This window comes from Mycobacterium sp. GA-1199 (genome assembly GCF_001500045.1).
Lineage (GTDB): Bacteria > Actinomycetota > Actinomycetes > Mycobacteriales > Mycobacteriaceae > Mycobacterium.
This window is the reverse complement of the sequence record NZ_LQIX01000005.1, coordinates 1-24,679: the sequence shown is the minus strand read 5'-3', so window position 1 is coordinate 24,679 and position 24,679 is coordinate 1. Positions and strand designations below refer to the sequence as shown.

At 66.2% G+C, this 24,679-nt stretch carries 23 protein-coding genes; 11 read left to right on the top strand and 12 right to left on the bottom strand.

The genetic code is table 11. From position 1 onward, the window contains the following. Position 1 precedes the first annotated feature (1 nt). Positions 2-2,086 carry an alpha-1,4-glucan--maltose-1-phosphate maltosyltransferase gene (locus AU198_RS05185; protein WP_064346446.1) on the top strand — a complete coding sequence of 695 codons (2,085 nt, stop codon included), beginning with the start codon at positions 2-4 and terminating at the stop codon, positions 2,084-2,086. Between the two features lie 4 nt (positions 2,087-2,090). Further along, a complete protein-coding gene (gene glgB, locus AU198_RS05180; protein WP_064346445.1) occupies positions 2,091-4,301 on the top strand; it encodes a 1,4-alpha-glucan branching protein GlgB in 2,211 nt (736 codons plus the stop codon). Positions 4,302-4,389: 88 nt separating this feature from the next. Here the strand turns inward: glgB and AU198_RS05175 are convergent, their stop codons facing one another. The 3 genes from AU198_RS05175 to AU198_RS05165 are packed head-to-tail and all read right to left on the bottom strand — an operon-like array spanning position 4,390 to position 6,906. Further along, positions 4,390-5,283: a tetratricopeptide repeat protein gene (locus AU198_RS05175; RefSeq protein WP_197416028.1), complete on the bottom strand. Its 894-nt coding sequence runs from the start codon at positions 5,281-5,283 to the stop codon at positions 4,390-4,392. A 13-nt stretch (positions 5,284-5,296) separates the two neighbouring features. Next, positions 5,297-5,680, bottom strand: a complete 384-nt coding sequence (locus AU198_RS05170; RefSeq protein WP_156431497.1) for a DUF3817 domain-containing protein — start codon at positions 5,678-5,680, stop codon at positions 5,297-5,299. Between the two features lie 44 nt (positions 5,681-5,724). After that, the gene (locus AU198_RS05165) at positions 5,725-6,906 is read right to left on the bottom strand and encodes an acetyl-CoA C-acetyltransferase (RefSeq protein WP_064346443.1); all 1,182 of its coding nucleotides are present in this window, start codon (positions 6,904-6,906) and stop codon (positions 5,725-5,727) included. 83 nt (positions 6,907-6,989) lie between these two features. On the opposite strand from AU198_RS05165, the gene mce reads away from it, so the two are divergent. Continuing rightward, positions 6,990-7,463, top strand: a complete 474-nt coding sequence (gene mce, locus AU198_RS05160) for a methylmalonyl-CoA epimerase (protein WP_064346442.1) — start codon at positions 6,990-6,992, stop codon at positions 7,461-7,463. A gap of 9 nt (positions 7,464-7,472) precedes the next feature. Here the strand turns inward: mce and AU198_RS26560 are convergent, their stop codons facing one another. Both AU198_RS26560 and nucS read right to left on the bottom strand, forming a co-directional pair. After that, positions 7,473-7,769, bottom strand: coding sequence for an Rv1322 family protein (locus AU198_RS26560; RefSeq protein ID WP_082690874.1), 297 nt, complete (start codon positions 7,767-7,769; stop codon positions 7,473-7,475). Then, positions 7,769-8,440 carry an endonuclease NucS gene (gene nucS, locus AU198_RS05155; RefSeq protein WP_064346441.1) on the bottom strand — a complete coding sequence of 224 codons (672 nt, stop codon included), beginning with the start codon at positions 8,438-8,440 and terminating at the stop codon, positions 7,769-7,771. Before nucS ends, AU198_RS26560 begins: the two co-directional genes overlap by 1 nt. A 45-nt stretch (positions 8,441-8,485) precedes the next feature. Between nucS and AU198_RS05150 the strand changes: the two genes are divergently transcribed. After that, the gene (locus AU198_RS05150) at positions 8,486-10,087 is read left to right on the top strand and encodes an adenylate/guanylate cyclase domain-containing protein (RefSeq protein ID WP_064346440.1); all 1,602 of its coding nucleotides are present in this window, start codon (positions 8,486-8,488) and stop codon (positions 10,085-10,087) included. Here AU198_RS05150 and glsA read toward each other — a convergent pair. Beyond that, the gene (glsA, locus tag AU198_RS05145) at positions 10,076-11,368 is read right to left on the bottom strand and encodes a glutaminase A (RefSeq protein WP_064346439.1); all 1,293 of its coding nucleotides are present in this window, start codon (positions 11,366-11,368) and stop codon (positions 10,076-10,078) included. The two genes, AU198_RS05150 and glsA, sit on opposite strands and share 12 nt — an antisense overlap. Before the next feature lie 9 nt (positions 11,369-11,377). Further along, entirely contained in the window at positions 11,378-12,811 is a 1,434-nt protein-coding gene (locus AU198_RS05140; protein ID WP_064346438.1) for a carotenoid oxygenase family protein, read from the bottom strand. 64 nt (positions 12,812-12,875) lie between these two features. Between AU198_RS05140 and AU198_RS05135 the strand changes: the two genes are divergently transcribed. Then, positions 12,876-13,532: a TetR/AcrR family transcriptional regulator gene (locus AU198_RS05135; protein WP_231744575.1), complete on the top strand. Its 657-nt coding sequence runs from the start codon at positions 12,876-12,878 to the stop codon at positions 13,530-13,532. 86 nt (positions 13,533-13,618) lie between these two features. Here the strand turns inward: AU198_RS05135 and AU198_RS05130 are convergent, their stop codons facing one another. Further along, complete coding sequence (locus AU198_RS05130) at positions 13,619-14,122, bottom strand: hypothetical protein (RefSeq protein ID WP_064346436.1); 504 nt, start codon at positions 14,120-14,122, stop codon at positions 13,619-13,621. 85 nt (positions 14,123-14,207) lie between these two features. Then, positions 14,208-15,416, bottom strand: coding sequence for a cytochrome P450 (locus AU198_RS05125; RefSeq protein WP_064346435.1), 1,209 nt, complete (start codon positions 15,414-15,416; stop codon positions 14,208-14,210). Between the two features lie 114 nt (positions 15,417-15,530). Between AU198_RS05125 and AU198_RS05120 the strand changes: the two genes are divergently transcribed. From AU198_RS05120 to AU198_RS05110, 3 genes are read left to right on the top strand one after another with little or no spacing between them, the layout of a single operon-like run. Next, positions 15,531-16,724: a thiolase C-terminal domain-containing protein gene (locus AU198_RS05120; protein WP_064346434.1), complete on the top strand. Its 1,194-nt coding sequence runs from the start codon at positions 15,531-15,533 to the stop codon at positions 16,722-16,724. Between the two features lie 7 nt (positions 16,725-16,731). Then, positions 16,732-17,151, top strand: coding sequence for a Zn-ribbon domain-containing OB-fold protein (locus AU198_RS05115; RefSeq protein WP_064346433.1), 420 nt, complete (start codon positions 16,732-16,734; stop codon positions 17,149-17,151). Between the two features lies 1 nt (position 17,152). Further along, positions 17,153-18,370, top strand: coding sequence for a CaiB/BaiF CoA transferase family protein (locus tag AU198_RS05110; protein WP_064346432.1), 1,218 nt, complete (start codon positions 17,153-17,155; stop codon positions 18,368-18,370). Positions 18,371-18,386: 16 nt separating this feature from the next. Here AU198_RS05110 and AU198_RS05105 read toward each other — a convergent pair whose 3' ends face one another. After that, entirely contained in the window at positions 18,387-19,559 is a 1,173-nt protein-coding gene (locus AU198_RS05105) for an amidohydrolase family protein (protein ID WP_064346431.1), read from the bottom strand. Positions 19,560-19,718: 159 nt separating this feature from the next. Here AU198_RS05105 and AU198_RS05100 point away from each other — a divergent pair, with 159 nt between their 5' ends. Then, positions 19,719-20,525 (top strand): FadR/GntR family transcriptional regulator, encoded by an 807-nt coding sequence (locus tag AU198_RS05100; RefSeq protein ID WP_064346430.1) that lies wholly within the window; start codon positions 19,719-19,721, stop codon positions 20,523-20,525. Between the two features lie 24 nt (positions 20,526-20,549). Here the strand turns inward: AU198_RS05100 and AU198_RS05095 are convergent, their stop codons facing one another. Beyond that, on the bottom strand, positions 20,550-21,374 hold the full coding sequence (locus AU198_RS05095; RefSeq protein ID WP_064346429.1) for a mycofactocin-coupled SDR family oxidoreductase: 825 nt from the start codon (positions 21,372-21,374) through the stop codon (positions 20,550-20,552). A gap of 170 nt (positions 21,375-21,544) precedes the next feature. On the opposite strand from AU198_RS05095, the gene AU198_RS05090 reads away from it, so the two are divergent. After that, complete coding sequence (locus tag AU198_RS05090; protein WP_064346428.1) at positions 21,545-23,062, top strand: DNA-3-methyladenine glycosylase 2 family protein; 1,518 nt, start codon at positions 21,545-21,547, stop codon at positions 23,060-23,062. A 107-nt stretch (positions 23,063-23,169) separates the two neighbouring features. On the opposite strand, the gene AU198_RS05085 is transcribed toward AU198_RS05090, so the two are convergent. Next, a complete protein-coding gene (locus tag AU198_RS05085) occupies positions 23,170-23,736 on the bottom strand; it encodes a dihydrofolate reductase family protein (protein WP_064346427.1) in 567 nt (188 codons plus the stop codon). 244 nt (positions 23,737-23,980) lie between these two features. Between AU198_RS05085 and AU198_RS05080 the strand changes: the two genes are divergently transcribed. Further along, positions 23,981-24,484, top strand: coding sequence for a methylated-DNA--[protein]-cysteine S-methyltransferase (locus AU198_RS05080; protein ID WP_064346542.1), 504 nt, complete (start codon positions 23,981-23,983; stop codon positions 24,482-24,484). Positions 24,485-24,679 lie beyond the last annotated feature (195 nt).

The following is a 24,679-nucleotide window of genomic DNA, read 5'->3' as shown; positions in this document are numbered from 1 at the left end:
GGTGGCCGGTCGAATCGAGATCGATGACGTCGCGCCTGTCGTCTCCGCAGGGCGGTACCCGGCCAAGGCGGTCGTCGGAGAGATCGTTCCGGTGGCGGCCACCGTGTGGCGCGAGGGCCACGACGCGGTCGCGGCCACCTTGGTGGTGCGCTATCGCGGCACGGCGTATCCCCAGCTTGCCGACGATCCGCCGGGGCTGGTATCCGCCGAAGCGGTGCCGATCGAAACCGTGCTCGGGGCCACGCCGCGCAAGAAGCCTCAACATCTGCCCATGTCGACCGGGCGGACTCCCGATGTCTTCCACGGTGCGTTCACCCCCGACTGCGCCGGGCTGTGGACGTTCCGGGTGGACGGCTGGGGCGATCCGGTGGCGACCTGGCGCAAAAGCGTGACCGCCAAACTCGACGCCGGTCAGAGCGAATCGGAGCTGTCGAACGACCTGTTGGTCGGAGCCAATCTGCTGGAACGCGCCTCGACCGGTGTGCCGCGTCAGCATCGCTATCCGCTCATCGAGGCCGCGGCGCGGCTGCGCCAACCCGGCGACCCGTTCGCCCGCGCCGGCGCCGCGTTGGCACCGCAGGTCACCACCCTGCTCGATGAGTATCCGCTGCGTGAGTTGGTGACCCGCGGCAAGCAGTACGGCGTCTGGGTCGACCGCCCCGAGGCCCGGTTCAGCGCCTGGTACGAGTTCTTTCCCCGTTCGACCGGCGGCTGGGACGCCAAGGGCAACCCGGTGCACGGCACGTTCGCGACCGCCACCAAGGCACTGCCCCGCATCGCCCGGATGGGCTTCGACGTCGTCTACCTCCCCCCGATCCATCCGATCGGCAAGGTGCACCGCAAGGGCCGCAACAACAGCGTCACCGCCGCGCCCGACGACGTCGGCTCGCCGTGGGCGATCGGCAGCGACGAGGGCGGCCACGACGCGGTTCACCCTGACCTGGGCACAATCGAGGACTTCGACGAGTTCGTGGCAGCGGCGCGCGACGACGGTATGGAGGTGGCGCTCGACCTCGCGTTGCAGTGCGCCCCCGACCACCCGTGGGCCAGGGAACACCCCGAGTGGTTCACTGTGCTGCCCGACGGCACCATCGCCTACGCGGAGAACCCGCCGAAGAAGTACCAGGACATCTATCCGCTGAACTTCGACAACGACCCGGCCGGGCTCTACGAAGAGGTGCTGCGGGTGGTTCGGCACTGGATCTCGCACGGTGTCAAGATCTTTCGGGTCGACAACCCCCACACGAAGCCGCCGAACTTCTGGGCCTGGTTGATCGGACAGGTGAAGAACGAGCATCCCGACGTCCTGTTCCTGTCGGAGGCGTTCACCCGTCCCGCGCGGCTCTACGGACTGGCCAAACTCGGCTTCACCCAGTCGTATTCGTACTTCACCTGGCGCACCGCGAAGTGGGAGCTCACCGAGTTCGGCCAGCAGATCGCCGAGCACGCCGATTACGCGTGCCCGAACCTGTTCGTCAACACACCCGACATCCTGCACGAAAGCCTGCAGCACGGGGGCCCCGGGATGTTCGCGATCCGCGCGGTGCTGGCGTCGACGATGAGTTCGGCCTGGGGTGTGTACTCGGGCTTCGAACTGTACGAACACCGCCCCGTGCGGGAAGGCAGCGAGGAGTACCTCAACTCCGAGAAGTACGAGTTGCGGCCTCGCGACTACGACGCGGCCCTCGCCGACGGTGAATCGCTGGAGCCGTTCATCACCCGGCTCAACGAGATTCGCCGGCTGCATCCCGCGCTACATCAGTTGCGCACCATCACGTTCCACCACGTCGACAACGACGCACTGCTGGCCTACAGCAAGTTCGATCCCGTCAGCGGAGATCAGGTGCTGGTGGTGGTCACGCTCAACCCGTTCGGACCCGAAGAGGCCACGTTGTGGCTGGACATGCCCGCCCTCGGGATGGAGCCCTACGACCGGTTCTGGGTCCGCGACGAGATCACCGGTGACGAATACCAATGGGGGCAGTCCAATTACGTCCGCCTTGACCCGGTGCGCGCGGTGGCACATGTGTTGAACATGCCGCAGGTGCCCGCCGACCAACGACTCAATCTGCTGCGTAGGGAGTGACAACATGACGCAGACCAAACAAGCGAGCAGCCCACATCTGCGGCCGCACACCGCCGACCTCAACCGGTTGCTGGCCGGCGAGCACCACGACCCGCATTCGGTGCTCGGTGCGCACGAATACGACGACCACACCGTGATCCGCGCCTACCGGCCCCATGCCGTCGAGGTGGTCGCGGTCATCGGCGGTGAGCGGTACGCGTTCCAGCACATAGAATCCGGGCTGTTCGCGGTGGCGCTGCCGTTCACCGGGCTGGCCGACTACCGACTCGAGGTCCACTACCCGGGCGACGAGTCGACCCAGGTGCACACGGTGGCCGACGCGTACCGGTTCCTTCCGACGCTCGGCGAGATGGATCTGCACCTGTTCTCCGAGGGCCGCCACGAGCGGCTGTGGGAGATTCTGGGCGCGCATCCCCGCCGCTACACCACCCCCGACGGCGTCGTCGATGGTGTCTCGTTTGCGGTGTGGGCCCCGAATGCCAAGGGCGTCAGCGTGATCGGCGAGTTCAACCATTGGGACGGCAATGAAGCCCAACTTCGCGTGCTCGGTTCGACCGGCGTGTGGGAGGTGTTCTGGCCGGGCTTCGAGATCGGCGGGTTGTACAAGTTCCGCATCCACGGGGCAGACGGTTCGGTCAGCGAGCGCGCCGACCCGATGGCGTTCGCGACCGAGGTGCCGCCGAAGACCGCCTCGAAGGTGACCCAGAGCGACTACACGTGGGCGGACGACGAGTGGATGACGCGCCGTGCGGCCCAGAACCCGGTGTTCGAGCCGATGAGCACCCTCGAGGTGCATCTGATGTCGTGGCGCCCGGGCCTGAGCTATCGCGAACTGGCCACCCAGCTGACCGAATACGTCGTCGAGAACGGCTTCACCCACGTCGAGCTGATGCCCGTGGCCGAGCATCCGTTCGGCGGTTCCTGGGGCTACCAGGTCACCTCGTACTACGCGCCGACGTCGCGCCTGGGCTCCCCCGACGAGTTCCGCCATCTGGTCGACACACTTCACCAGGCCGGCATCGGTGTGATCATGGACTGGGTGCCCGCCCACTTCCCGAAGGACGCGTGGGCGCTCGGACGTTTCGACGGCACCGCGCTCTACGAGCACTCCGACCCCCGCCGCGGTGAACAATTGGATTGGGGCACTTACGTCTTCGACTTCGGCCGGGCCGAGGTGCGCAACTTCCTGGTGGCCAACGCGTTGTACTGGCTGCAGGAGTACCACATCGACGGCCTGCGAGTGGACGCGGTCGCCTCGATGCTCTACCTCGACTACTCCCGACCCGAAGGCGGGTGGACCCCGAACATCTACGGCGGTCGCGAGAACCTCGAGGCAGTGCAGTTCCTGCAGGAGATGAACGCAACCGTGCACAAGGCCGCCCCCGGTATCGTGACGGTCGCCGAGGAGTCCACTTCCTGGCCGGGAGTGACGAGGCCGACGAACCTTGGCGGCCTTGGCTTCTCGATGAAGTGGAACATGGGCTGGATGAACGACACGCTGGAGTTCATCAAACGCGATCCGATTCACCGCAGCTATCACCACCACGAGATCACGTTTTCGATGCTCTACGCGTTCAGCGAGAACTATGTGCTGCCGATCAGCCACGACGAGGTCGTGCACGGCAAGGGCACGCTGTGGGGCCGGATGCCGGGCAACGACCACAACAAGGCCGCCGGGCTGCGCAGCCTGTTGGCCTACCAGTGGGCGCATCCCGGCAAGCAGTTGCTGTTCATGGGCCAGGAGTTCGGCCAGCGCGCCGAGTGGTCCGAGGAGCGGGGCGTGGACTGGTACCAGCTTGACGAGAACAGCTTCTCGACGGGCATTCAGCGCATGGTGCATGACATGAACACCGTCTACCGCACCAGGCGAGCGCTGTGGTCTCAAGACACCCGCCCGGAGGGCTACAGCTGGATCGACGCCAACGATTCGGCGAACAACGTGCTGAGCTTCCTGCGCTACGGCGACGACGGCTCCGTGCTGGCGTGCGTGTTCAACTTCTCCGGGGCCGAGCACACGCGTTATCGCCTGGGTCTGCCGCACGCGGGCACCTGGCGTGAGGTGCTCAACACCGACGCCGACATCTACAACGGGTCGGGCATCGGCAACTACGGCGCGGTGCAGGCAACCGACGAGCCGTGGCACGGACGTCCGGCGTCGGCGGTCATGGTGCTGCCTCCGCTGTCCGCGCTGTGGTTCGAATACGAGCCCGAGTAGGTGCCAGGGCGCTCTAGTGTGCGCTCAGATCGTCGTTTCGGCCGGATTCGGGGCGATTGTCGATCTGTGCGCACACTAGCGCCAGGCGCTAGTACAGCGCGTTGGCCAACTTGCGCCGGCCGGCGATGACCTCGGGGTCGGCCGGATCGAACAGGTCGAACAGCTCGATGAGTCGAGTACGCACGGTGGTGCGGTCGTCGCCCGACGTCCGCTTGACGAGGTCGATGAGCCGGTCGAAGGCCGCGACGACGTTCTGCTGGAGGACCTCGACGTCGGCGGCGGCGAACGCCAGCTCGATATTGTCGCGGTCCGCGTCGGCGGCGGCGATCGCGTCGGGCGTCCGAGAGGTGGCGCGTTGCAGGAAATCGATCTGGCGCACAGCGCCCTTGGCCTCGGCGTGACCGGGGTTGGCGTCGAGGATCGCCTGGTATGCGGTGCGCGCGGCGTCGAAGTCACCGGCATCCAGGTGCGAACGCGCCTGTGCGAGTTCGGGATCGACCTGTTCGGCCTCTCCCTCCTCAGCGCCGCCGGGTAACTTGCCCGCGACCGCGTTCAGCAGCGAATCGATCCACCGGCGCAACTGCTCGGGGGGCTGCATACCCTGGAAACTCGACAGAGGTTGGCCGGCGGCCAGCGCGACCACGGTCGGGATCGCCTGCACACCGAACATCTGCGCCACACGGGGAACGACGTCGACGTTGACCGTCGCCAACGACCACTTACCGCCGTCGGCTGCGGCCAGTTGGCCGAGGGCATCGCCCAATTGGACGCTGGCGTCGCTGCGCGGTGACCAGAGCAGCACCACGACGGGAACCTGGTTGGACCGGACCAGTACCTCGGCTTCGAGGTTCGCCTCGGTGACTTCCACTCCACCGGCGGGCGCCGACGATTCGCCGTCGCCGGTCGAGGGGCGCTGCTTGAGGGCGGACAGATCAACCGCACCGGCCATCGAGGCCGCGATGGAAGGGCGTGGACGACTCACGCCCATAAGTTTGTCACGTCGTTTCGGGAACCGGCTGCCCCGGTTGCGCGATGCGCGCGACGACGGGCTCCGCCCCCAACCGGCCGGTGCGCTCCACCCATATGAGGAAAATCACGCTGGCGAGCGGCACGATGCTCGCGACGATCCCCAGCAACCACGTACCGGTCCCCCACCTGAACATCACGGCCGCCAGCAGGCCCAGGGTGACGAACGCGACGAAGACGGCTCCGTGAGCGGGGCCGAACACCTTGACGCCGATCTCGGTGCGCGGGGCGCCGAGGTACTTGAAGTACATACCGATCAGCAGTCCGACCCAGCTCACCGCCTCGAGGAAGGCGACGAAACGAAACCATCCCGCGACGGTGCGCTGGTTCAGCAGGCGAGTCATGGCCGCCATTGTGCCCGAAGCGCGAGCTGATTACTACACGGCGTCGTAGCGCCTTATGTGGCCCGCAGGATCAGCGCATCGCCCTGGCCGCCGGCACCGCACAGCGCCGCCACCGCGTAACCGGAACCCTTCTTGGCCAACTCGAGCGCGGCATGCAAGGTGATGCGGGCACCCGACATCCCGATCGGGTGTCCGATGGCGATCGCACCGCCGTTGACGTTGACCTTCCCCGGGTCGACCCCGAGTTCCTTCGTCGAGGCCAGCGCGACCGCGGAGAACGCCTCGTTGATTTCGATGACGTCGAGTTGGTCGACCGAGATTCCCTCGCGCGCAACCGCCTTCTTGATGGCGTTGGCCGGCTGCGACTGCAGCGTGGAGTCCGGGCCGGCGACGACACCGTGCGCGCCGATCTCACACAGCCACGACAGCCCCAGTTCCTCCGCCTTGGCCTTGTTCATCACGACGACCGCGCACGCACCGTCGGAGATCTGCGAGGCCGACCCGGCGGTGATGGTCCCGTCCTTGCGGAATGCCGGCTTCAGACCGGCCAGCGATTCGACGGTGGTGTTGGCGCGGATGCCTTCGTCCTCGGAGAACTCCAGGGGGTCGCCCTTGCGCTGCGGGATCTGTACCGGCACCACCTCATCGGCGTAGACGCCGTCTTTCCAAGCGGCGGCGGCCTTTTGGTGGGAACGGGCCGCGAACTCGTCCTGTTCGGCGCGGGTGAACTGGTCGACCTCGTTGCGCTGCTCGGTGAGCGCGCCCATCGGCTGGTCGGTGAATACGTCGTGCAGACCGTCGTAGGCCATGTGGTCGAGCACGGTGACGTCGCCGTATTTGTAGCCCGCCCGGCTGTTCATCAGCAGGTGCGGCGCCTGGGTCATCGATTCCTGGCCGCCGGCCACGACGACGTCGAACTCGCCGGCACGGATCAACTGGTCGGCCAACGCGATCGCGTCGATACCCGACAGGCACATCTTGTTGATGGTCAGCGAGGGCACGTCCCAGCCGATGCCCGCCGCGACAGCCGCCTGCCGGGCCGGCATCTGCCCGGCGCCCGCGGTGAGGACCTGGCCCATGATCACGTACTCGACGGCGGAGGAGGGAACATTGGCCTTCTCCAGCGCCCCCTTGATCGCGATGGCGCCGAGATCGCTACCCGAGAAGTCCTTCAGCGAGCCCATCAGCTTGCCGACGGGTGTGCGCGCCCCGGCAACGATCACCGACGTGGTCATTTACTACCTCCAAAAAGTGGGTATAGCGATGTGTGTTCCATGACACATTCCGCAAACATCTGTCTCAAGGCTACCGTTACGTTATGACCACCGAACACGTAGACGCACGTCCAGCGCTCGCCAGCGCGCTGGTGACGGCGATCGATCACGTGGGGATCGCAGTCCCGGACCTCGACGCCGCGATCAAGTGGTACCACGATCATCTCGGCATGATCGTTCTTCACGAGGAGATCAACGAGGACCAGGGTGTGCGCGAGGCGATGCTCTCGGTGCGTGGCGCCCCCGTCGGCAGTGCGCAGATTCAGTTGATGGCGCCGCTCGAGGAGACCTCGACGATCGCCAAGTTCATCGGCAAGCGCGGTCCCGGTCTTCAGCAGCTGGCCTATCGCGTCAGCGATATCGACGCGCTCAGCGAGCGCCTGCGCGCCGACGGCGTGCGGCTGCTCTACGACGCCCCGCGCCGCGGCACCGCGAACTCGAGGATCAACTTCATTCATCCCAAGGATGCCGGCGGGGTCCTCGTCGAACTCGTCGAGCCCGCTTCCGACAAGCACTGACGGCGACCACTAGGACCACCTGCGGGTCGGGCCGCGCGTGGCGCGGTGAGTCCAGCACGGCGTGTGCCAGTGCCGACGGTGGTCGGCCGCCCGCTCCCCCATATCGGCCGGAAGCACCACGAGATGTGCTGTCCCGGGCCGGATTTCGTGGTCACACCCCGGACACCGGTACGTCTTGGTGGCACGCGCGGCGGCGATCGGACGCACTTCGTACTCGTAGCCGTCGGGCCCCGTCTCGACACGGCGGGACGCAGACAGCGGCGGTGGCGGCCGCTCGGAACGCCGACGAGGCCGCTTGCGGGCCATCAGAACAACCGGAACTCGTCGCTGTCCATGCCGCGCATCTTGTCGTAATCCAACGTGACACAGCGGATGCCGCGGTCGGTGGCCAGCGTGCGGGCCTGCGGCTTGATCTGCTGTGCGGCGAAGACACCGGCGACCGGGGCCAACAGGCTGTCGCGGTTGAGCAGTTCGAGGTAGCGGGTGAGCTGCTCGACCCCGTCGATCTCGCCGCGGCGCTTGATCTCGACCGCGACCGAACCGCCGTTCGCGTCTCGACACAGCAGGTCGACCGGGCCGATCGCGGTCATGTACTCGCGCCGCACCAGCGTGTAACCCGCTCCCAGCAATTCGACGTGCTCGGCCAGCAGCTCCTGCAGATGCGCTTCGACGCCGTCCTTGACCAACCCGGGATCGACGCCGAGCTCGTGGCTCGAGTCGTGTTCGATTTCTTCGACCGTGATCCGCAGCTGCTCACCGGCCTTGTTCTCGACCACCCAGACAGGCGTCGGGCCGGAGGTGTCTTCGGTGAGGCGACACGGCGGGGTCATCCAGTTCAGGGGTTTGTAGGCACGGTCGTCGGCGTGCACGCTCACCGAACCATCCGCCTTGATCAGCAGCAGTCGCCGCGCCGAAGGCAGGTGTGCGGTCAGGCGTCCGACGTAGTCGACAGTGCACTGGGCGATCACGAGACGCACCCGACCACCTTAGGCGGCCGCCGGGCAATTTAGGCTGAGGGGACGATGACCGCCAACAGGAGCGTCGCACAGCGGCTGGGTCGCGTCCTGGAGACGGTGACCGGCCAGAGTGGACGGTTGGGCACCCCGGAATACGGGTCGTGGTTACTCGGAAAGCCGCAAGAGAGTCAGGCGCGCCGACGCGTCCGTATCCAGGTGATCCTGACGTTCTTCATACTGTTCACCAACATCCTCGGCATCGCGGTCTCGCTGCTGCTCAACGGGGTCGCCATCCCCGTTCCCAGTGTCTTCACCGACGCACCGGCCTGGCTGACCTGGGGCGTGGTGCCGGCCTACATGGTGGTCGCGCTCGTCTTTGGCACGACGTGGATCACTTCGCGGACCGTCGGCTCGCTGCGGTGGGCGATCGAGGAGCGGCACCCTACCCGCGAGGACCAGCGGAACGTGTTCCTGGCGCCATGGCGTGTGGCCAAGAAGCTTCTTCTGCTGTGGGGCATCGGCACGGTGCTGCTCACCGTGCTGTACGGCATGCAGGACCCGGCGTTCATTCCGCGGTTCCTGCTCGCGGTGGGCTTCCCCGGCATCGTGGTGGCGACCGCCTGTTACATGATCACCGAGTTCGCTCTGCGCCCGATCGCCGCTCAGGCGCTGGAGGCCGGTCGTCCTCCGCGGCGGTTGGCGCACGGCGTCATGGGGCGAACGATGACGGTCTGGCTGCTCAGTTCCGGGGTGCCGGTGCTGGGCATCCTTCTGCTTGCGGTGTTCGCACTGGCGCTGCGGAACCTCACCGCCACCCAGTTCGCGGTGGCCGTGATGATCATCGCGGTGATCGCCCTCGCCTTCGGGCTCACCCTGATGTGGCTGCTGTCGTGGCTCATCGCCACCCCGGTACGCGTCGTGCGAACGGCTCTCAAGCACGTCGAGGAGGGCGACCTGGACTGCAATCTCGTCGTTTTCGACGGCACCGAACTCGGCGAGCTACAGCGGGGATTCAACTCGATGGTGCAGGGGCTCAAGGAACGCGAGCGGCTGCGGGACATCTTCGGACGCCACGTCGGCCGCGAGGTCGCCGCCGAAGCGGAGAAACAGCGGCCCAAGCTCGGCGGCGAGGAACGGCACGTCGCGGTGATCTTCGTCGACATCATCGGGTCGACGAAGCTGGTCACGGCCAAGCGCGCGACCGAGGTCGTCGACCTCCTCAACCGGTTCTTCGCCGTGGTCGTCGAGGAGGTGGATCGTCACCACGGCTTCGTCAACAAGTTCGAGGGCGACGGTGCACTCGCGGTGTTCGGGGCGCCGGTGCGTCTGGAGAACCCGGAGGATTCGGCGCTGGCCGCCGCGCGGGCGATCGCGCGGCGCATCCACGAGGAGGTGCCCGAGTTCGACGCCGGCATCGGGGTGGCCGCCGGTGAGGCGGTGGCCGGCAATGTCGGCGCCCGGGAACGTTTCGAATACACCGTCATCGGCGAGCCCGTCAACGAGGCGGCACGGCTGTGTGAACTGGCCAAGGAGACTCCCGGACACATTCTCGCCAGCGCCGACGCGCTGCGCGGCGCTAGCGAAACCGAGTGTGCCCACTGGCGATTGGGCGATGAGGTGACGTTGCGGGGGCACGACGAGCCGACGAGGTTGGCCCTACCCGCCTGAATCACCGGAGCCGAGGTGCGCCGTAGCGCTCAGCGCATCCTCGAGTGTGCCGTACACCCTGGCATCGAAGCCCTCGGTGTGGCTTGCGGTCAGGACCCGGTCGGGGTCGACCACGTAGCCCTCCTTGCCGGCCGCGACGAGCGATTCGCGCATGCCCGCGAACATGCGGCGCGCCGCGTCGTCGATGTCGTCGACCCGTGACAGTTCCAGAATCGCGACGTCGAATGCGTCGCGCTCGCGATAGACCCTGCGCAGCACCTGCTCGGCACCGGCGAACAACAGGTCGCCGTGCAGTTCGAAAACCCGCACACCCGGTTCGACGTCGTACGCGTTGCGGATCGTCGACCGGGATTCCCGGGTGTGCGCGAGGAAGTGCAGGCCGAGCTCCGCAGACATGCTGCGACACACTTCGGTCCCTCGCACGCTGTTGCCTTTGGCGTCCAACCGCGGTGAGTAGACGCCGATTCCGAGCTGCCCGGGCAGCACGGCCGCGATGCCGCCGCCGACACCGCTCTTGGCGGGCATGCCGACGGCACTCGCCCAATCCCCTGCCGCGTCGTACATCCCGCACGTGACCATCACGCTCAGCGTGCGTTGCACGACCGCCGCACTGGCCACGCGCCGCCCAGCCACCGGCTCGACGCCACCGCGGGCGAGCGTGGCGGCCATGACGGCCAGATCGGTGCTCGTCACCTTGATCGAGCACTGCCGGAAGTAGACGTCGAGAGTCTCGTCGGGATCGCCGTCGAGCACGCCGAAGCTCTGCAGCATGTAGGCGATCGCGCGGTTGCGACTACCGGTGGCCTGCTCTGAACCGTAGACGTCGTGATCGATTGCGAGCTCGCGGCCCGCAAAAGCCGAATAGAACTCGTGAATCTGGTTGAACCGCTCGTCGGCCGTGGCGCCGGGTATCAGCGAGGCGGCGGCGATCGCACCGGCGTTGATCATCGGATTCTTCGGCGTTTTGGTGGTTTCGTCGACGCTGATCTGGTTGAACGCCTCGCCGGAGGGTTCAACGCCGATTCTGGCGTCGACGGCGTCCATGCCCATGCGCTCGAGCGCGAGCGCGTAGGTGAACGGCTTCGATATCGACTGGATGGTGAACTGGATTGCCGTGTCACCGGATTCATAGACATAGCCATCGGCCATGGACAACGACAGGCCGAATCCCTTGGGGTCCACGCGTCTCAGCTCGGGGATGTAGTCGGCCAGCGCCCCTTCGTCGTTGTCGGCGTGGCGCTCCCGAATCTGGTCCAGGAGCGACTGCACCAGTTCGGCCATGGCGCAATCCTAGGCCGGTACCCAGTTTCCGTGGAACCCCGCGGGAACGCGGTGCGGTAGCCGGATGGTCGCGACGTCTTCCAAGGTCTGCGCATCGAGTAGTGCCAGCTCACTGCGGTCGGTCCGGCGGTCGTAGACATAGCCCATCAACACGCCGTCGTCCTCGGCCGCGTCCGGCGACGAGGGCTCGAAGACGAACTCCCCGAGCACTTTTCCGTCACCGAACGACCGCGATTGGGTTCTGCCGCCGACGAGATCGTGCTTGAGCAGGACGTCGGCGGCCTCGCCCTCGCCGACGCTGGGCGCATACCCGTAGCGGTGCCGCCTGCCGACGCGGCGTTCATCGACACGGGGAAACTCCTGACCGCGATCGTCGATGCGCGATTCGCGGACCTTCCCGTCGGCGAGGTCGACCGTCCAGCGGTCGAGCGTCGGGGGCCCCTCGTCGGGTCCAAGCTGGTTGGTGTCGAACATCTTCGGGTGACGCACCACGTCGAGCACGATGGTGTCGCCGTCGTCGTAGGCGTTCATTGGATGGAACACGTAGCAGGGCTCGACGTCGAACCAGCGCACATCGGCATTGCCGCCCTCGCGCGGCATCACGCCGACCCGCGCCGGATACCGAGGGTTCCACGAGTACGGGAACCGGCGATCGGTTGTCTGACCCCGCGGTTGCCGCGCGCTGATCGGGTCGGGAATGCGCACCCGGCCGATGAGGGCTGACAACACGAGCCGGGACACGAAACGAAGACCGTGCGGAACCGTCATCTGGACCGCCATACCGGTGTCGAACGTCACCGGCAGGTCGTAGAACACGACGTGGTTCTCGGTCAGCGAGAAGTCGTGCATCATCGGGCTTCCCGCCACCTCGATGTCGACCGTGCGTCGCGCGCGCCCGTCGGCATCGATCACCGAGTACTGCACCGTGTTGCCGCGGTACATGCTGTAGGAGACGGCGTGCAACTCACCGCTGTCCGGGTCGCGCTTGGGATGGGCGGTGTAGCCACCGGTCAGCGTCCCGTCGAAATCGCAGGCGCCGACGGTGTCGAGCTCGTCGGTGAGTTCGACGTTGGTGACGCCGGACTCGATCAGCGCGATCGTCTTACCGGCATGTCCGATGACGTTGGTGTTGGCGCCGATTCCCGAGATCGGAAAGTGCCCCTTCGGCGGCTGCTCTCCCAGAGCCCGCGCGGTCTGCGGACCACGGACCCACCGGTTGCGGTACCACTCCGCCCTGCCGTCGCGAATCCGGATGCCGTGCACCATCCCGTCGCCGACAAACCAGTGATACAGCTCGGGGTCGAGCTCTCCGATCGGGTTCGGGCCGTTGCGCAGATAACGGCCGTCGAGGTGTTCGGGAATCGTCCCGGTGATGTCGAGGTCGGTCAGCGTGTGCTCGTCGTGGATCGGCGCGAAGGCGCCTTCAAGGTAACGGTTCGTCATCGGACATCCCTATAACAGTGTTATGACCTCCTCTGTATAACACCGTTATGGCACTATGGCAAGGGTGAGCGCCGCTCGGGAGCACCTGGTCGAGGCCGGCATCCGCATTCTCGAGCGCGACGGCCTTGCCGCGCTGAGCGCGCGCAACCTCGCCGCCGAGACCGGAACCTCGACGATGGCGGTGTACACCCACTTCGGGGGCATGTCGGGTTTGATCGACGCGATCGCCGGCGAGTCGTTCCTCCGCTTCACGCGGGCCCTGACCCAGGTCACACCGACCGAGGACCCGGTCGCCGACTTCTTCGTGATGGGCGCGCGCTACCGCGAATTCGCGCTGCAGAACCCGCAGCGCTACCAGATGATGTTCGGCACCGCCGCCGAGTCATTGAACAGGTACCACGCCGATCTCACGGCCACCGGCAGCGCCACCGCACGAAGCGAGTGGGCGGCGTCGTTCGACGCACTGCTGACCGGCGTGCGTCGAATGATCGCGGCCGGGCGCATCCGCGACGACGGGGAGGCGGCCGTCGCGGGGCGGCTGTGGAGCATCAGCCACGGTGCGGTGCTGCTGGAGGTCGCCGGGTTCTTCGGGCACGAGGGTCACGGCCTGACCCAGATACTCGGACCGTTGATCGTCGATACCCTGGTCGGAATGGGCGACGAGCGCGACCGCACGATGCAGTCCCTGACGACCGCTATGGCGACCCCGTCCGGACCGTAGGCCTTCGACACCGTGAAGGAACGAAATCTCAACCGAGAGTTCTAAATTCGATCGGCAGCGAGTCGGCGGGCGTGGATCCGGTCCCGTCAGCTGTCGTCGTGCCCCACTTCCGCGGGCAGCGGTGGCGGCAGCGGCTTTTGCGATGTGGTGGGTGCCGAACTCGCCGCGGGCGGCGACATGCCGGGGCTCGACGCGGAGGCCTCATGGAAATCCAACATTGCCTCGTCGCGGATGACGCGTGAGCCCTCCGCGAGGATCAGCGAGTCCTCGGAGACGGTGTAGGTGATCCCGTTGTTGTCGACCGTGAACGTGTTGCCCGACTTCTGCGCGGTTTTGATCAGTTTCGCGCCGTCGCGCACCCGCACTCCGCGGTATTCGTAGCCGCCGTTGGGTGTCTCACAGATCGCCACGCGCGACGTGGCGGTGCTGCCGAACACCACCGCCGAGTAGGGCGCCGCACACCGCGCGGTCGAGTCGACGTAGCCGCGGGTGTCGGTCGCCGGTGCCGCGAGGGCCGACGGCAGGGTGAACGCGGCCGCGGCCGAGCATGCGGCCACCGCACCGATCAGAAACCATCCTCGATTCGACATTGCTTCCACGACACCACGACATGGGCATCTGCGCACCTGAGGAAGGCAGACTGGCCCGAATCGTTAGCACGCCGAAACCGGCCCGTTAGCTGGATCTCGGCGTGAACCGCACCGGTAGGGACGACAGACCGGAGGTGAGACTGGTCGCCGCCCATGTCTCCGGGCCGGCCTGCTCGATGTCGGGTAGGCGCGTGAGCAACTCACGGATCATCACCGTGCCTTCCGCCCGGCCCAGATGCGAGCCGACGCAGAAATGGGGGCCGCCGCCACCGAACGCGATGTGTTCGCTGCGTTTACGGTCGATGTCGAAGGCTTCGGGGTCGTCGTAGATCCGCTCGTCGCGATTCCCGGAGCCGTAGTACATGACCACGCGGTCCCCCTTGGCGATCGGCTGACCGGCCAGCTCGGTGTCCTCGGTGGCCAGCCGGCGGATGTAGACCACCGGCGAGAGCAGACGCAGCATCTCCTCGATCGCACCGGGCAGGAGCGCGTCGAGGTCTCCGACCAGACGTCGGCGGACGTCAGGATGGTCGAACAACAGCTTCATCCCGCCCGAGATGAGGTTGCGCGACGTGTCGAGGCTGCCGTCGGTGAGAAGTATGAAGTTGCCGATGAATTCCATGTCGGTGATCGGGCGACCGTCGACTTCCATGTTCGCGTAGGCACTCAACACGTCATCGGCCGGGTTGGCCTTCTTCGCGGCGAACGCTTCGAAGCCCATGCCGGCCATCTCGATGAACGCCGCGTGAAACGCCTCCTCCCCCACGATGTCCGGGGAGCTGTGCGTGATCATGAACAGCTCGTGCAGGCGGTGGCCGTGTTCGCGGGGTATGCCCAACAGGGCCGCCGCCGTGTAACCGGCCATCTGACCGGCCAGCTCGACGACGTCGCACTCGCCGAGACCGGCCACCTCGTCGACGATGCCGGAGGCCAACCGCTGCAGGTCCGGCAGCATGTGCTTGACCCGCGCCGGGATCAGGCGCGGCGCAATCACTTTGCGAAAGTGTGCGTGTCGTGGTGCGTCCATCGACAGGAACCCGACCTCGATCTCCGCGTCCACGATGCCGACCGACGGTGAGGACTGGAACAGCTCGGGATGGTGCTCTATATGGCGGATATCGGCGTTACGCGTCACCGCCCAAAAGAAGCCGCCGTCCGGGGCCGGGTGCTTGTAGACGGGCGCATTGGCCCGCAGCCATCGGTATTGCTCGAAGGGGTGGCCGTTGCTGAACGACTTCGCCGAGTACAGATCGATGGGGATCTCCGGCGCGGCGGCGTCGAGTGTGTCGGTCATCTACAACCTCCGAGTTTGTACCTGCCACCGGCATGCGTCGCGAACCGCGCCCACGTCCGGCGGCCAAGTCCGAATACTGTCATATTTGAGGTGTTTGACGCTAGGGTGCTTTTCATGTCCGCGCCGTCAACGCACCCGTTGCGTGACCGCTGCGCGATCGTCGGGATCGGCGCCACCGACTTCAGCAGGAAGTCCGGACGCACCGAACTGGCGCTGGCCGCGCAGGCGTGTACCGCCGCGATCGCCGACGCGGGCCTGACACCGGCCGACATCGACGGCATCGTGCGCTGCGAACAGGACGCGGTGCGCCACAACGATGTGGCTGACGTGCTGGGCCTGCCTTCGTTGACCTACTGGGGATCGACCGGCACCGGGGGTTCGGCCCCGGCCGGGATGGTGGCGCAGGCTTGCGCGGCGATCGCCTCCGGGCTGGCGCGGTCAGTGTTGGTGTTCCGCTCGCTCAACGGGCGTTCGGGCGCTCGTTTCGGCCGGGGGCGGCGCCAGAACGCACCCGTCGGCGGGAACGGCTCGTACGACGAGTTCTTCCTCCCCTACGGCCTGATGGCCCCCGGTCAGATGTTCGCGTTGATCGCCCGTCGGCACATGATCGAATTCGGCACCGAGCCTGAGCATCTGGGTGCGATCGCACTCGCCTGTCGCGAACACGCCAATGCCAACCCCGCCGCGCAGATGCACGGCAAGCCGATGACCATGGCCGACTATCTGGACTCCCGGCCGGTGACCGAGCCGCTGCGCCTTTACGACTACTGTCTGGAAACAGACGGCGCGTGCGCCGTCGTGGTGACCTCCAGCGAACGGGCGCGCGATACCGCCTCCACGCCGGTGTCGATCCGCGCGGTGGCCCAGGGCGCCGACGCCTATCAACAACCCGGGTTGGTCTTCCCGGCACTGATGCGAGAAAGCCTGGTTGAGCAACCGTCGAAACAGACAGCCGAAACCCTCTATCGCAGAGCCGGTTTAGGACCAGAAGACGTCGACGTCGCGCAGCTGTACGACTGCTTCACCATCACCGTGCTGCTTCAGTTGGAGGACTACGGCTTCGCCACCAAGGGCGGGGGCGGTCACTTCGCCGCGAGCGGCGCATTGCGCGTCGGAGGCAGCCTGCCCATCAACACGGCGGGCGGAAACCTGTCAGAGGGTTACATCCACGGACTCAACCACGTGGTCGAAGGAGTGCGGCAGATCCGAGGGCATTCGACCAGCCAGGTGCCCGGCGCCGAGGTGTGCCTGGTGACGTCGGGACTACCGACCGCCACCGGCGCCCTGATGCTCACCGCCACCTCATAGGACTTCCATGACCGATGCGCCCTCCCCCGTCGTCGACGATCCGGACACCGGTGGTTTCTGGCAAGCAGCACAACGCGGAACGCTCGCGGTCCAGTGGTGTAACGCATGCGATCAACCGGTCCACCTTCCGCGGCCACAGTGCCCTCGGTGTGCTTCGAAGACCCTGGCCTGGCGCGAGATCGACGGTGAGGCGACCGTGTATTCCTGGGCGGTGGTACATCATCCGGTCCATCGCGCATTCGGTGTTCCGTACACCGTCGTGGTGGTCGCTCTCGCCGCACACCCCGCGGTCCGACTGATCGCGCACCTCGACGGGGCGCCGCCCCTGTACGAGGGGCAGCGCATGCGGTTCTTCACGCGCCCCGATGCCAGCGGAGCGCAGTTGCCGCAGTGGGCGCCCATCACCGAAAGCGCGGAAGGAGATTGACGTGACCAAGGTGCTGCAGGGTGTGCGGGTGCTGGAGGTGGCCCTGTACGGCTTCGTGCCGGCGGCGGCCAGCGCGTTGTCCGACTGGGGAGCCGACGTGATCAAGGTCGAGCATCCCGAGACCGGTGACCCGATTCGCGGACTGGCAGCGTTCGGGGTCAAACCCGGTGACGGCGGGGTGACGATGCTGTGGGAAGTGCTCAATCGCGGAAAGCGTTGCGCGGGAATCGACATCGCCCATCCAGATGGGTACGAAGCGCTGATGGCGCTCGTTGACCAGGCCGACGTCTTCCTGACGAACTTCCTGGGGCCGGCCCGCCAGCGCCTGCACATCGACGCCGAACACATCCGGGCACGAAACCCGCGCATCATCTACGCCAGGGGAACCGGTCACGGTGTCCGGGGTCCCGACGCCGACCGCGGCGGCTTCGACGGTATTTCCTACTGGGCGCGCGCCGGTTTGGCGACGGCGGCCATGCCGGCCGATTACGACTACCCCATCAACCTGCCGGGTCCGGCCGTTGGTGACATCCAGGCTGGGCTGAACCTGGCGGGCGGCATCTGTGGGGCGCTGTATCACCGCGAGCGCACGGGTGAGGGCGCCGTCGTCGATGCGTCGCTGTTGTCGGCGGGCCTGTGGGCCATGCAATCCAGCATCGCTGGCAGCTATGTCACCGATCGCGACCAACTGGTCAAGGGTGACCGGCGCCGTCCCGGCAATCCGCTTGCCAACGTGTACCGGACCGCTGATGGCCGTTTCGTCTTCCTCGCCATGCTCGAAGCCGACCGGTACTGGCCGGGATTCTGCCGCGCCGTCGGTCGGCCCGAGTGGGTCGACGATCCGCAATTTGCGACCGCCTCGTGCCGGCGCAAGAACATCGAGCGCTGCGTCGAACTCCTGGACGAGTTGTTCGCCGAACAACCGCTGGACCATTGGAAGACCGTGCTCGACAGCCAGGAAGGGCAGTGGAGCGTCGTGCAGTCACCCCGCGAGACGCTGAGCGACCAGCAGGCCTGGGACAACGGTTTCTTCACGATGGTGAGCTACGACAACGGCGCCCGGTTGCCGTTGGTGCCCGCCCCCGTCCAGTTCGACGAGGCGCCGGGAGATCTCCGCCCCGCTCCCGGGCACGGGGAGCACACCGACGATTTGCTCCGCGCGTGCGGATACGACGACGAGACGATCATGAACCTGAAGATCGGCGGCGCCATCACCTGACGCCGGTGGTATCGACTCAGGCCGAACGCGGAAAGTGAAACAGGTTGCGCGCGTTGGTTTCGGCGATCATCGCCACCTCGTCGTCGGGCACGGCGGCCAGGGCTTCGGCGGCGCGTTTACGGCAGTTCGGCCAGTTGGAATCCGAATGCGGGAAATCGCTTTCCAGCATGATGCGGTCGACGCCGATCTTGTGCCGGCTTTCCACACCGTGGTCGTCATCGATGAAGCAGGTCCAGAAGTGTTGGTGGAACAACTCCGAGGGGCGGGCGTCGAAGTCGATGTCCTGGTAGTAGCGGTGCCGTTCCCAGGTGAAGTCGGTTCGTTCGAGCATGTAGGGAACCCAGCCAATGCCTCCCTCGGCCAGGGAGAACTTCAGGTTCGGGAACTGCTGGAGCTTGCCGGACAACAACAGATCGACCGTCGTCCACCAGGAGTTCGTGGCGAACACGGCGATCGCCACAGCGAAGGGAGCCGCCTTGCTTTTCATCGTCTTGGCCGCGAACGGCGCACCGGAAAACGAGAAGCCGGGCACATAGCCGCCGGCACCGAAGTGCAGCGACACCGGAAGGTCGGCGTCTGAACACAGCTGCCACAGCGGATCCCAGTGATCGGTGTGAAATGACGGGAGACCGAAGACCGATGTGGTGTCGGGGAACGAAAGGGTCCGCGCGCCCTTCGAGACGAGGCGTTCGGCTTCGGCCACCGCCGCGTCGATATCCCAGAACGGCACCATCCCCAGCGGGATGTACCGGTCTGGCGCCGTGGCGCACCATTCGTCGATGTAGAAGTCGTTCCACGCCTGAATGCACAGCCGCGCAAGCTCTTTGTCCTTGCCGCGGAAGAACGTGCTCCCCGCGAAACCGGGAAAAGAGGGGAAGCACAGGGCGGCGTGGACGCCGTCGACATCCATGTCCTTGACGCGCATCGCGGGGTCGTAGCACCCGGGGATCATGTCCTCGTAGCGCACGGGGTCTACACCCCACTCCTCGCGGGGCTTACCGGCCACGGCGTTGAGTCCGATGGTGGGAAACCGCTCGCCGTTGTAATGCCACAACTGGCTGCCGTTGACGTCCCTGATCTGCGGTGCATTCTCGTGCCACCGCGTGGGCAGGCGATCCACCCACACACGGGGGTGCTCCACCAGATGGTCGTCGACGGAGATGATCTGGTGCTGTTCCTGTAGCGGCATGACATCCTCCTGATACCGACGTCGACGGCATCCATGTCCGTCATGACGGCGCTGTTCAAATATACCTATATTTGGATGACACACAAGCTTTCCGAACCACGACGAGTACGCTGAATGTCCGAGTGTTCACGCGTTCTTTCGGGCAAGGCGGTATGAGGGATGACGGTTGACGACTGGCGGGCCGACGGCCCCCGTCAGGAGCTGGTTGCCCGCATCCGTCGCGGCAAACTCTCGCTGGGCATCGCCCAGGACATCGTTCGCCGCATCGCACTGGACCAACTGTCGGCCGGGAGCCCGCTTCCCACCGAACAGGCGATGGCCGCCGAGTTCGGCGTCGGCCGGGCCTCGATCCGCGAAGCCCTGCGGGTGCTCGAACTACAGGGAATCGTCGAGATCCGCCGGGGCAACGGCGGCGGTCCGGTTGTCGGCCACCGCGGACCGCAACGCTTCGGCGAGACGATGACGATGCATCTGCAGCTGGCCCACGCCACGATGCGCGACGTCAACGAATCGATGATCTACCTCGAACCGCTCGCGGCCGAACGGGCTGCAGTGCGGGTTCGTGAGGGCTCGGCCGATCCGCACCTAGTCGCGCAGATGGTCGAGGAGAGCCGCCGCGGGATGGCCCGGGTGACCGAGCAGAATCTGTCCAGCCACGACTACGTCGACTCGGGCAGCCGCTTCCACATCGTGGTCCGCGACATCTGCCCGAACCCGGCGCTGGACCTCCTCACCGAGTCGGTGAGCCACATCTTTTCCAGCCGCACCGCGCAAGGTGGCGCCAACCTCTTCAGTGACATGACGAGAACCCGCCTGCACTTCGATCACATCCGCATCGCCGATGCCATCGAAGCCGGCGATCCGGACGCGGCGCGCGAACTCATGCGTGAGCACATGACCACTGCGTCGCAGGCGATCTTCGAGGTTGCGCCGGACTTGGCCGACAACCTTGTCGACTGGCAGTGACGGGCCCGCGGATCGGGCCCTGCTTCACACGTTGCAGAATCCGGCGTCGACGGGCAGGCACACGCCGGTGATGTAGCGGCCCCGCTCGGAGACCAGCCATGCCACCGCGTCGGCGATGTCTTCGGGCTGAAGGATGTTGACGTCTGGCAGAAGATTGCGGAGGTTGGCCAGTGGCCGCTCGGCGACGGTAGCGATCCAGTTGGAAAACGCCTCGTTGCGGGTCATCCCGGAGTCGACACCGGTGGGCAGTATGGCGTTGACGCGAATGTTGTGCGGCCCAAGCATATTCGCGAACACCCGCATCAAACCGAGGATGCCCGACTTCGCGGCGGTATAGCCGTCGAGACCACCCCAACCTCCGGTGAAACCCTTGACCGCGGCCGTCGAGCTCGTCAGCACCACCGATCCGGGACGGCCCGCCTCGACGAGTGCGGGGGTGGTGGCCTTCACGGTGTTCCACACGCCGGCCAGCATGATGTCGATCGCATCTTTGAAGGCGCGGGCCTCATCGACGTCGGAAGGGTAGGCGCATCCGCCGGCGTTGGCGATCACGATGTCGGCACAATCGACGCCGAGGTCGCGCTTACCGGCCGAAAAGGCTTGTCGGACTTGGTCGAACTCACGGACATCGGCAACTTGGAGGCTGGCCCGCCGTCCGGCCTTCTCCACCAGTCGGCAGGTTTCCTCGAGTTCTTCCCGCGTACCCATGGGATAGGGAATGGTCTCGATATCGGCGCAGATGTCGACCGCGATCACGTCGATGCCGTCGGCGGCCAGGCGCACGGCGTGGGCCCTGCCCTGCCCGCGAGCCGCCCCCGTGATCATCGCGACCCGCTGCGCACCCGTCATCGTCTCCGTCGGTTCTCGAATCTTCGACTATTTGGATCAACGTACGGCGGGCGCGACTCCGCCGTCAAGCATCCCGTTCTGCGACTGGGTGGCCGTACCCACTTCGGCCCCCGACGACCATGTCGGTTTTCCGCCAGTCTTGTCGGTGGTCGCGTGTAAAGGTGAGAGACATGTACGACGACTTCGACCGCTGCTACCGGGCCGTCCAGTCCAAGGACGCCCGGTTCGACGGTTGGTTCGTCACCGCGGTGCTCACCACCGGAATCTATTGCCGGCCCAGCTGTCCTGTCCGCCCGCCGTACGCCCGCAATATGCGGTTCTATCCGACCGCGGCGGCCGCGCAGAACGCCGGATTTCGCGCCTGTAAGCGCTGCCGACCCGACGCCTCCCCCGGGTCACCAGAGTGGAATGTCCGTGGCGATGTCGTTGCGCGTGCCATGCGGCTGATCGCCGATGGCGTCGTCGACCGCGATGGTGTCACCGGACTGGCCGCCAGGCTCGGATACACGACCCGCCAGGTCGAGCGGCTCCTACAGGCAGAGGTCGGCGCCAATCCGCTCGCATTGGCGCGGGCACAGCGTTCGCAAACGGCACGTGTGCTCATCGAGACCACCGAATTACCGTTCAGCGACGTCGCATTCGCATCAGGCTTCTCCAGCATCCGCCAGTTCAACGACACCGTCCGAACGGTGTACGACCTTCCTCCGACCGCACTCCGCCACCGCGCGCGAACGCGCCTGGGCCGCAACGACGACGGCGCCGGGACCATATCGCTGCGACTGCCGGTCCGCACCCCGTTTGCGTACGAGGGATTGTTCGGCCACCTGGCCGCCAGTGCGGTGCCGGGCGTCGAAGAGGTGCGCGACGGCGCTTATCGGCGCACACTACGATTGCCCAACGGCAACGGGATCGTCTGTCTGACACCGCAGCCGGACCACGTGCAGTGCCGCGTCACACTCGACGATTTCCGCGATCTCGCCACGGCCATCGCCCGCTGCCGACGGCTGCTCGACCTCGATGCCGATCCCGAGGCAGTCGTCGATGCGCTTGGCGCCGACGCCGGCTTGAGCGCCCTGGTCGCCAAGGCCCCGGGGCAACGCATCCCCCGCACCGTCGACGAACAGGAACTGGCCGTGCGAGCGGTCCTCGGCCAACAGGTGTCGGTAAAGGCGGCGCGCACCCATGCCGGCCGCCTCGCGTCCGCGTACGGTCAACCGATCGCCGATGTCAACGGCGGTCTGACGCATGTCTTTCCAGCGGTTGAGCATCTCGCCGAGATCGACCCCGCCCATCTGGCATTTCCGAAATCCAGACGACGGTCCCTGACGTCGCTGATCCGCGCGCTGGCCGACGGTGACGTGGTGCTGGATGCGGGCTGCGATTGGAACAGAGCACGTGAGCAGTTGCAGGCGTTGCCGGGAATCGGGCCGTGGACCGCGGAGATCATCGCCATGCGCGGGTTGGGAGACCCCGACGCATTCCCGGTGACCGACCTTGGCGTGCGGGTGGCGGCCGAGCAGCTGGGCCTGCCCGCTGATGTGCGGTCGCTCACCGAACACAGCGTCCGTTGGCGACCGTGGCGTTCGTACGTGACGCAGCATCTGTGGACCGCGCTCGATCATGCGGTCAACGACTGGCCTCCGAAGGATGCGGACCGCCTCGGGCTGACTCCACGCCGAACGGTTTAGCCACTCACGCAGGAACGCAAGTGAGGGTTTCCGATCGGCCGGCTTCAGATTTCAGGGCGATGGCGCTTGTGGCGATAAGGGTGTCGACGATCGGAGTTGTTCTTCGATCAGTCGCGTTCGGCCTCGTATCGCAGCAGGACCGTGCCGCACGGGAAGGTGCGGTTCTCCAACAAGCGCAACGAGATCCATGACGGCAGCCTCGGAAAGAACGGAGTGCCGCCGCCCACAGCGGTAGGCGCCAACACGAGCCGATACTCGTCCACCAAGCCGGCCTGCACGATCGGTGCGGCCAGCGTGGCACCGGCGACCTCCAGATTGCCGTCGGTTTCGGCCTTCAGCTTCGTCACCACCTCGACCGGGTCGCCGCGTTCCAGTTGGGCGTTCCATTCGACGGACTCCAGGGTGCGCGAGAACACGACCTTGGGCATATCGCGCCAGACGCGGGCGTAGTCGACGATCAACGGGGTGGCGTCCGGGGCCTCGTCGGCGGTCGGCCAGTACGCGGACATCAGTTCGTAGAGCCGCCGCCCATAGAACGACAGGGCGGTCTCGCGCTCGAAGTCGTTCCAGTACTGATGCAGTTCATCGCTCGGAGTGGACCAGTCGATGTTGCCCTGCGCATCAGCGATGTATCCGTCTATCGAGACGTTGAAGCCATAAATGAGTCTGCCCACGATGATCAGACTGCACCGGACCGCAGAATTCATCGCGGCGCCACACCGTCGCCTGGTGGCCCCCACGAGCCGACGCGACGACGATGTCGGATTTCCGCCAGCTCAATCCGTGGACACGTGCCATCGTGAGAGAGTGCACGAGATCCGCGGTGAGCTGACCACGACAAGCCTGTCCGATTCGGCAACAACCGGCCAACAGCGGCAGTCGCATACCTCACGGGCAGTGGCTGCCGAAGGAGAAGCGATGGAAGCCATACACTTTCGCGTCGTGGACAGCCCCGTCGGCCCGCTCACGTTGGCGGGTACGGATCGGCGGTTGAGGCACCTACGGATGGTCGACCAGACATATGAGCCCAGTCGCGAAGGCTGGATACCCGACGATGACGCCTTCCCCGAGGCTGTCGGGCAGCTCGAGGCCTACTTCGCCGGTGAGCTCACCGGATTCGACTTGGACCTGGACTTGGTCGGTACGCCGTTCCAGCGGAAGGTCTGGTCGGCTCTGCTGACGATTCCCTATGGTGAGACCCGCTCGTATGGTGAGATCGCCCGCCAGATCGGCGCAGCCGGTGCGTTCCGTGCGGTGGGTTTGGCCAACGGGCACAACCCGATCGGCATCATCGTGCCGTGCCATCGAGTGATCGGCGCCAACGGCAGCCTCACGGGATACGGCGGCGGCCTCGACAGGAAGCGGGCGCTGCTCGACATGGAGAAGAGTCGCATCTCACCGGCGTTGACCTTGTTCGACTGAACCGGCCGCCACAAATTGGGGCTCAGGGCACGCTCCGAATTGAATAGCGCCCGATAAAGAGATGTGCCGTACAAATGCCTGTGGCCCCCAATCGAATTGGGGGCCACAGGGCTTAATTTGTGTTCGGCGGTGTCCTACTTTTCCGCCCGGGTTGGGCAGTATCATTGGCGCTGGCAGGCTTAGCTTCCGGGTTCG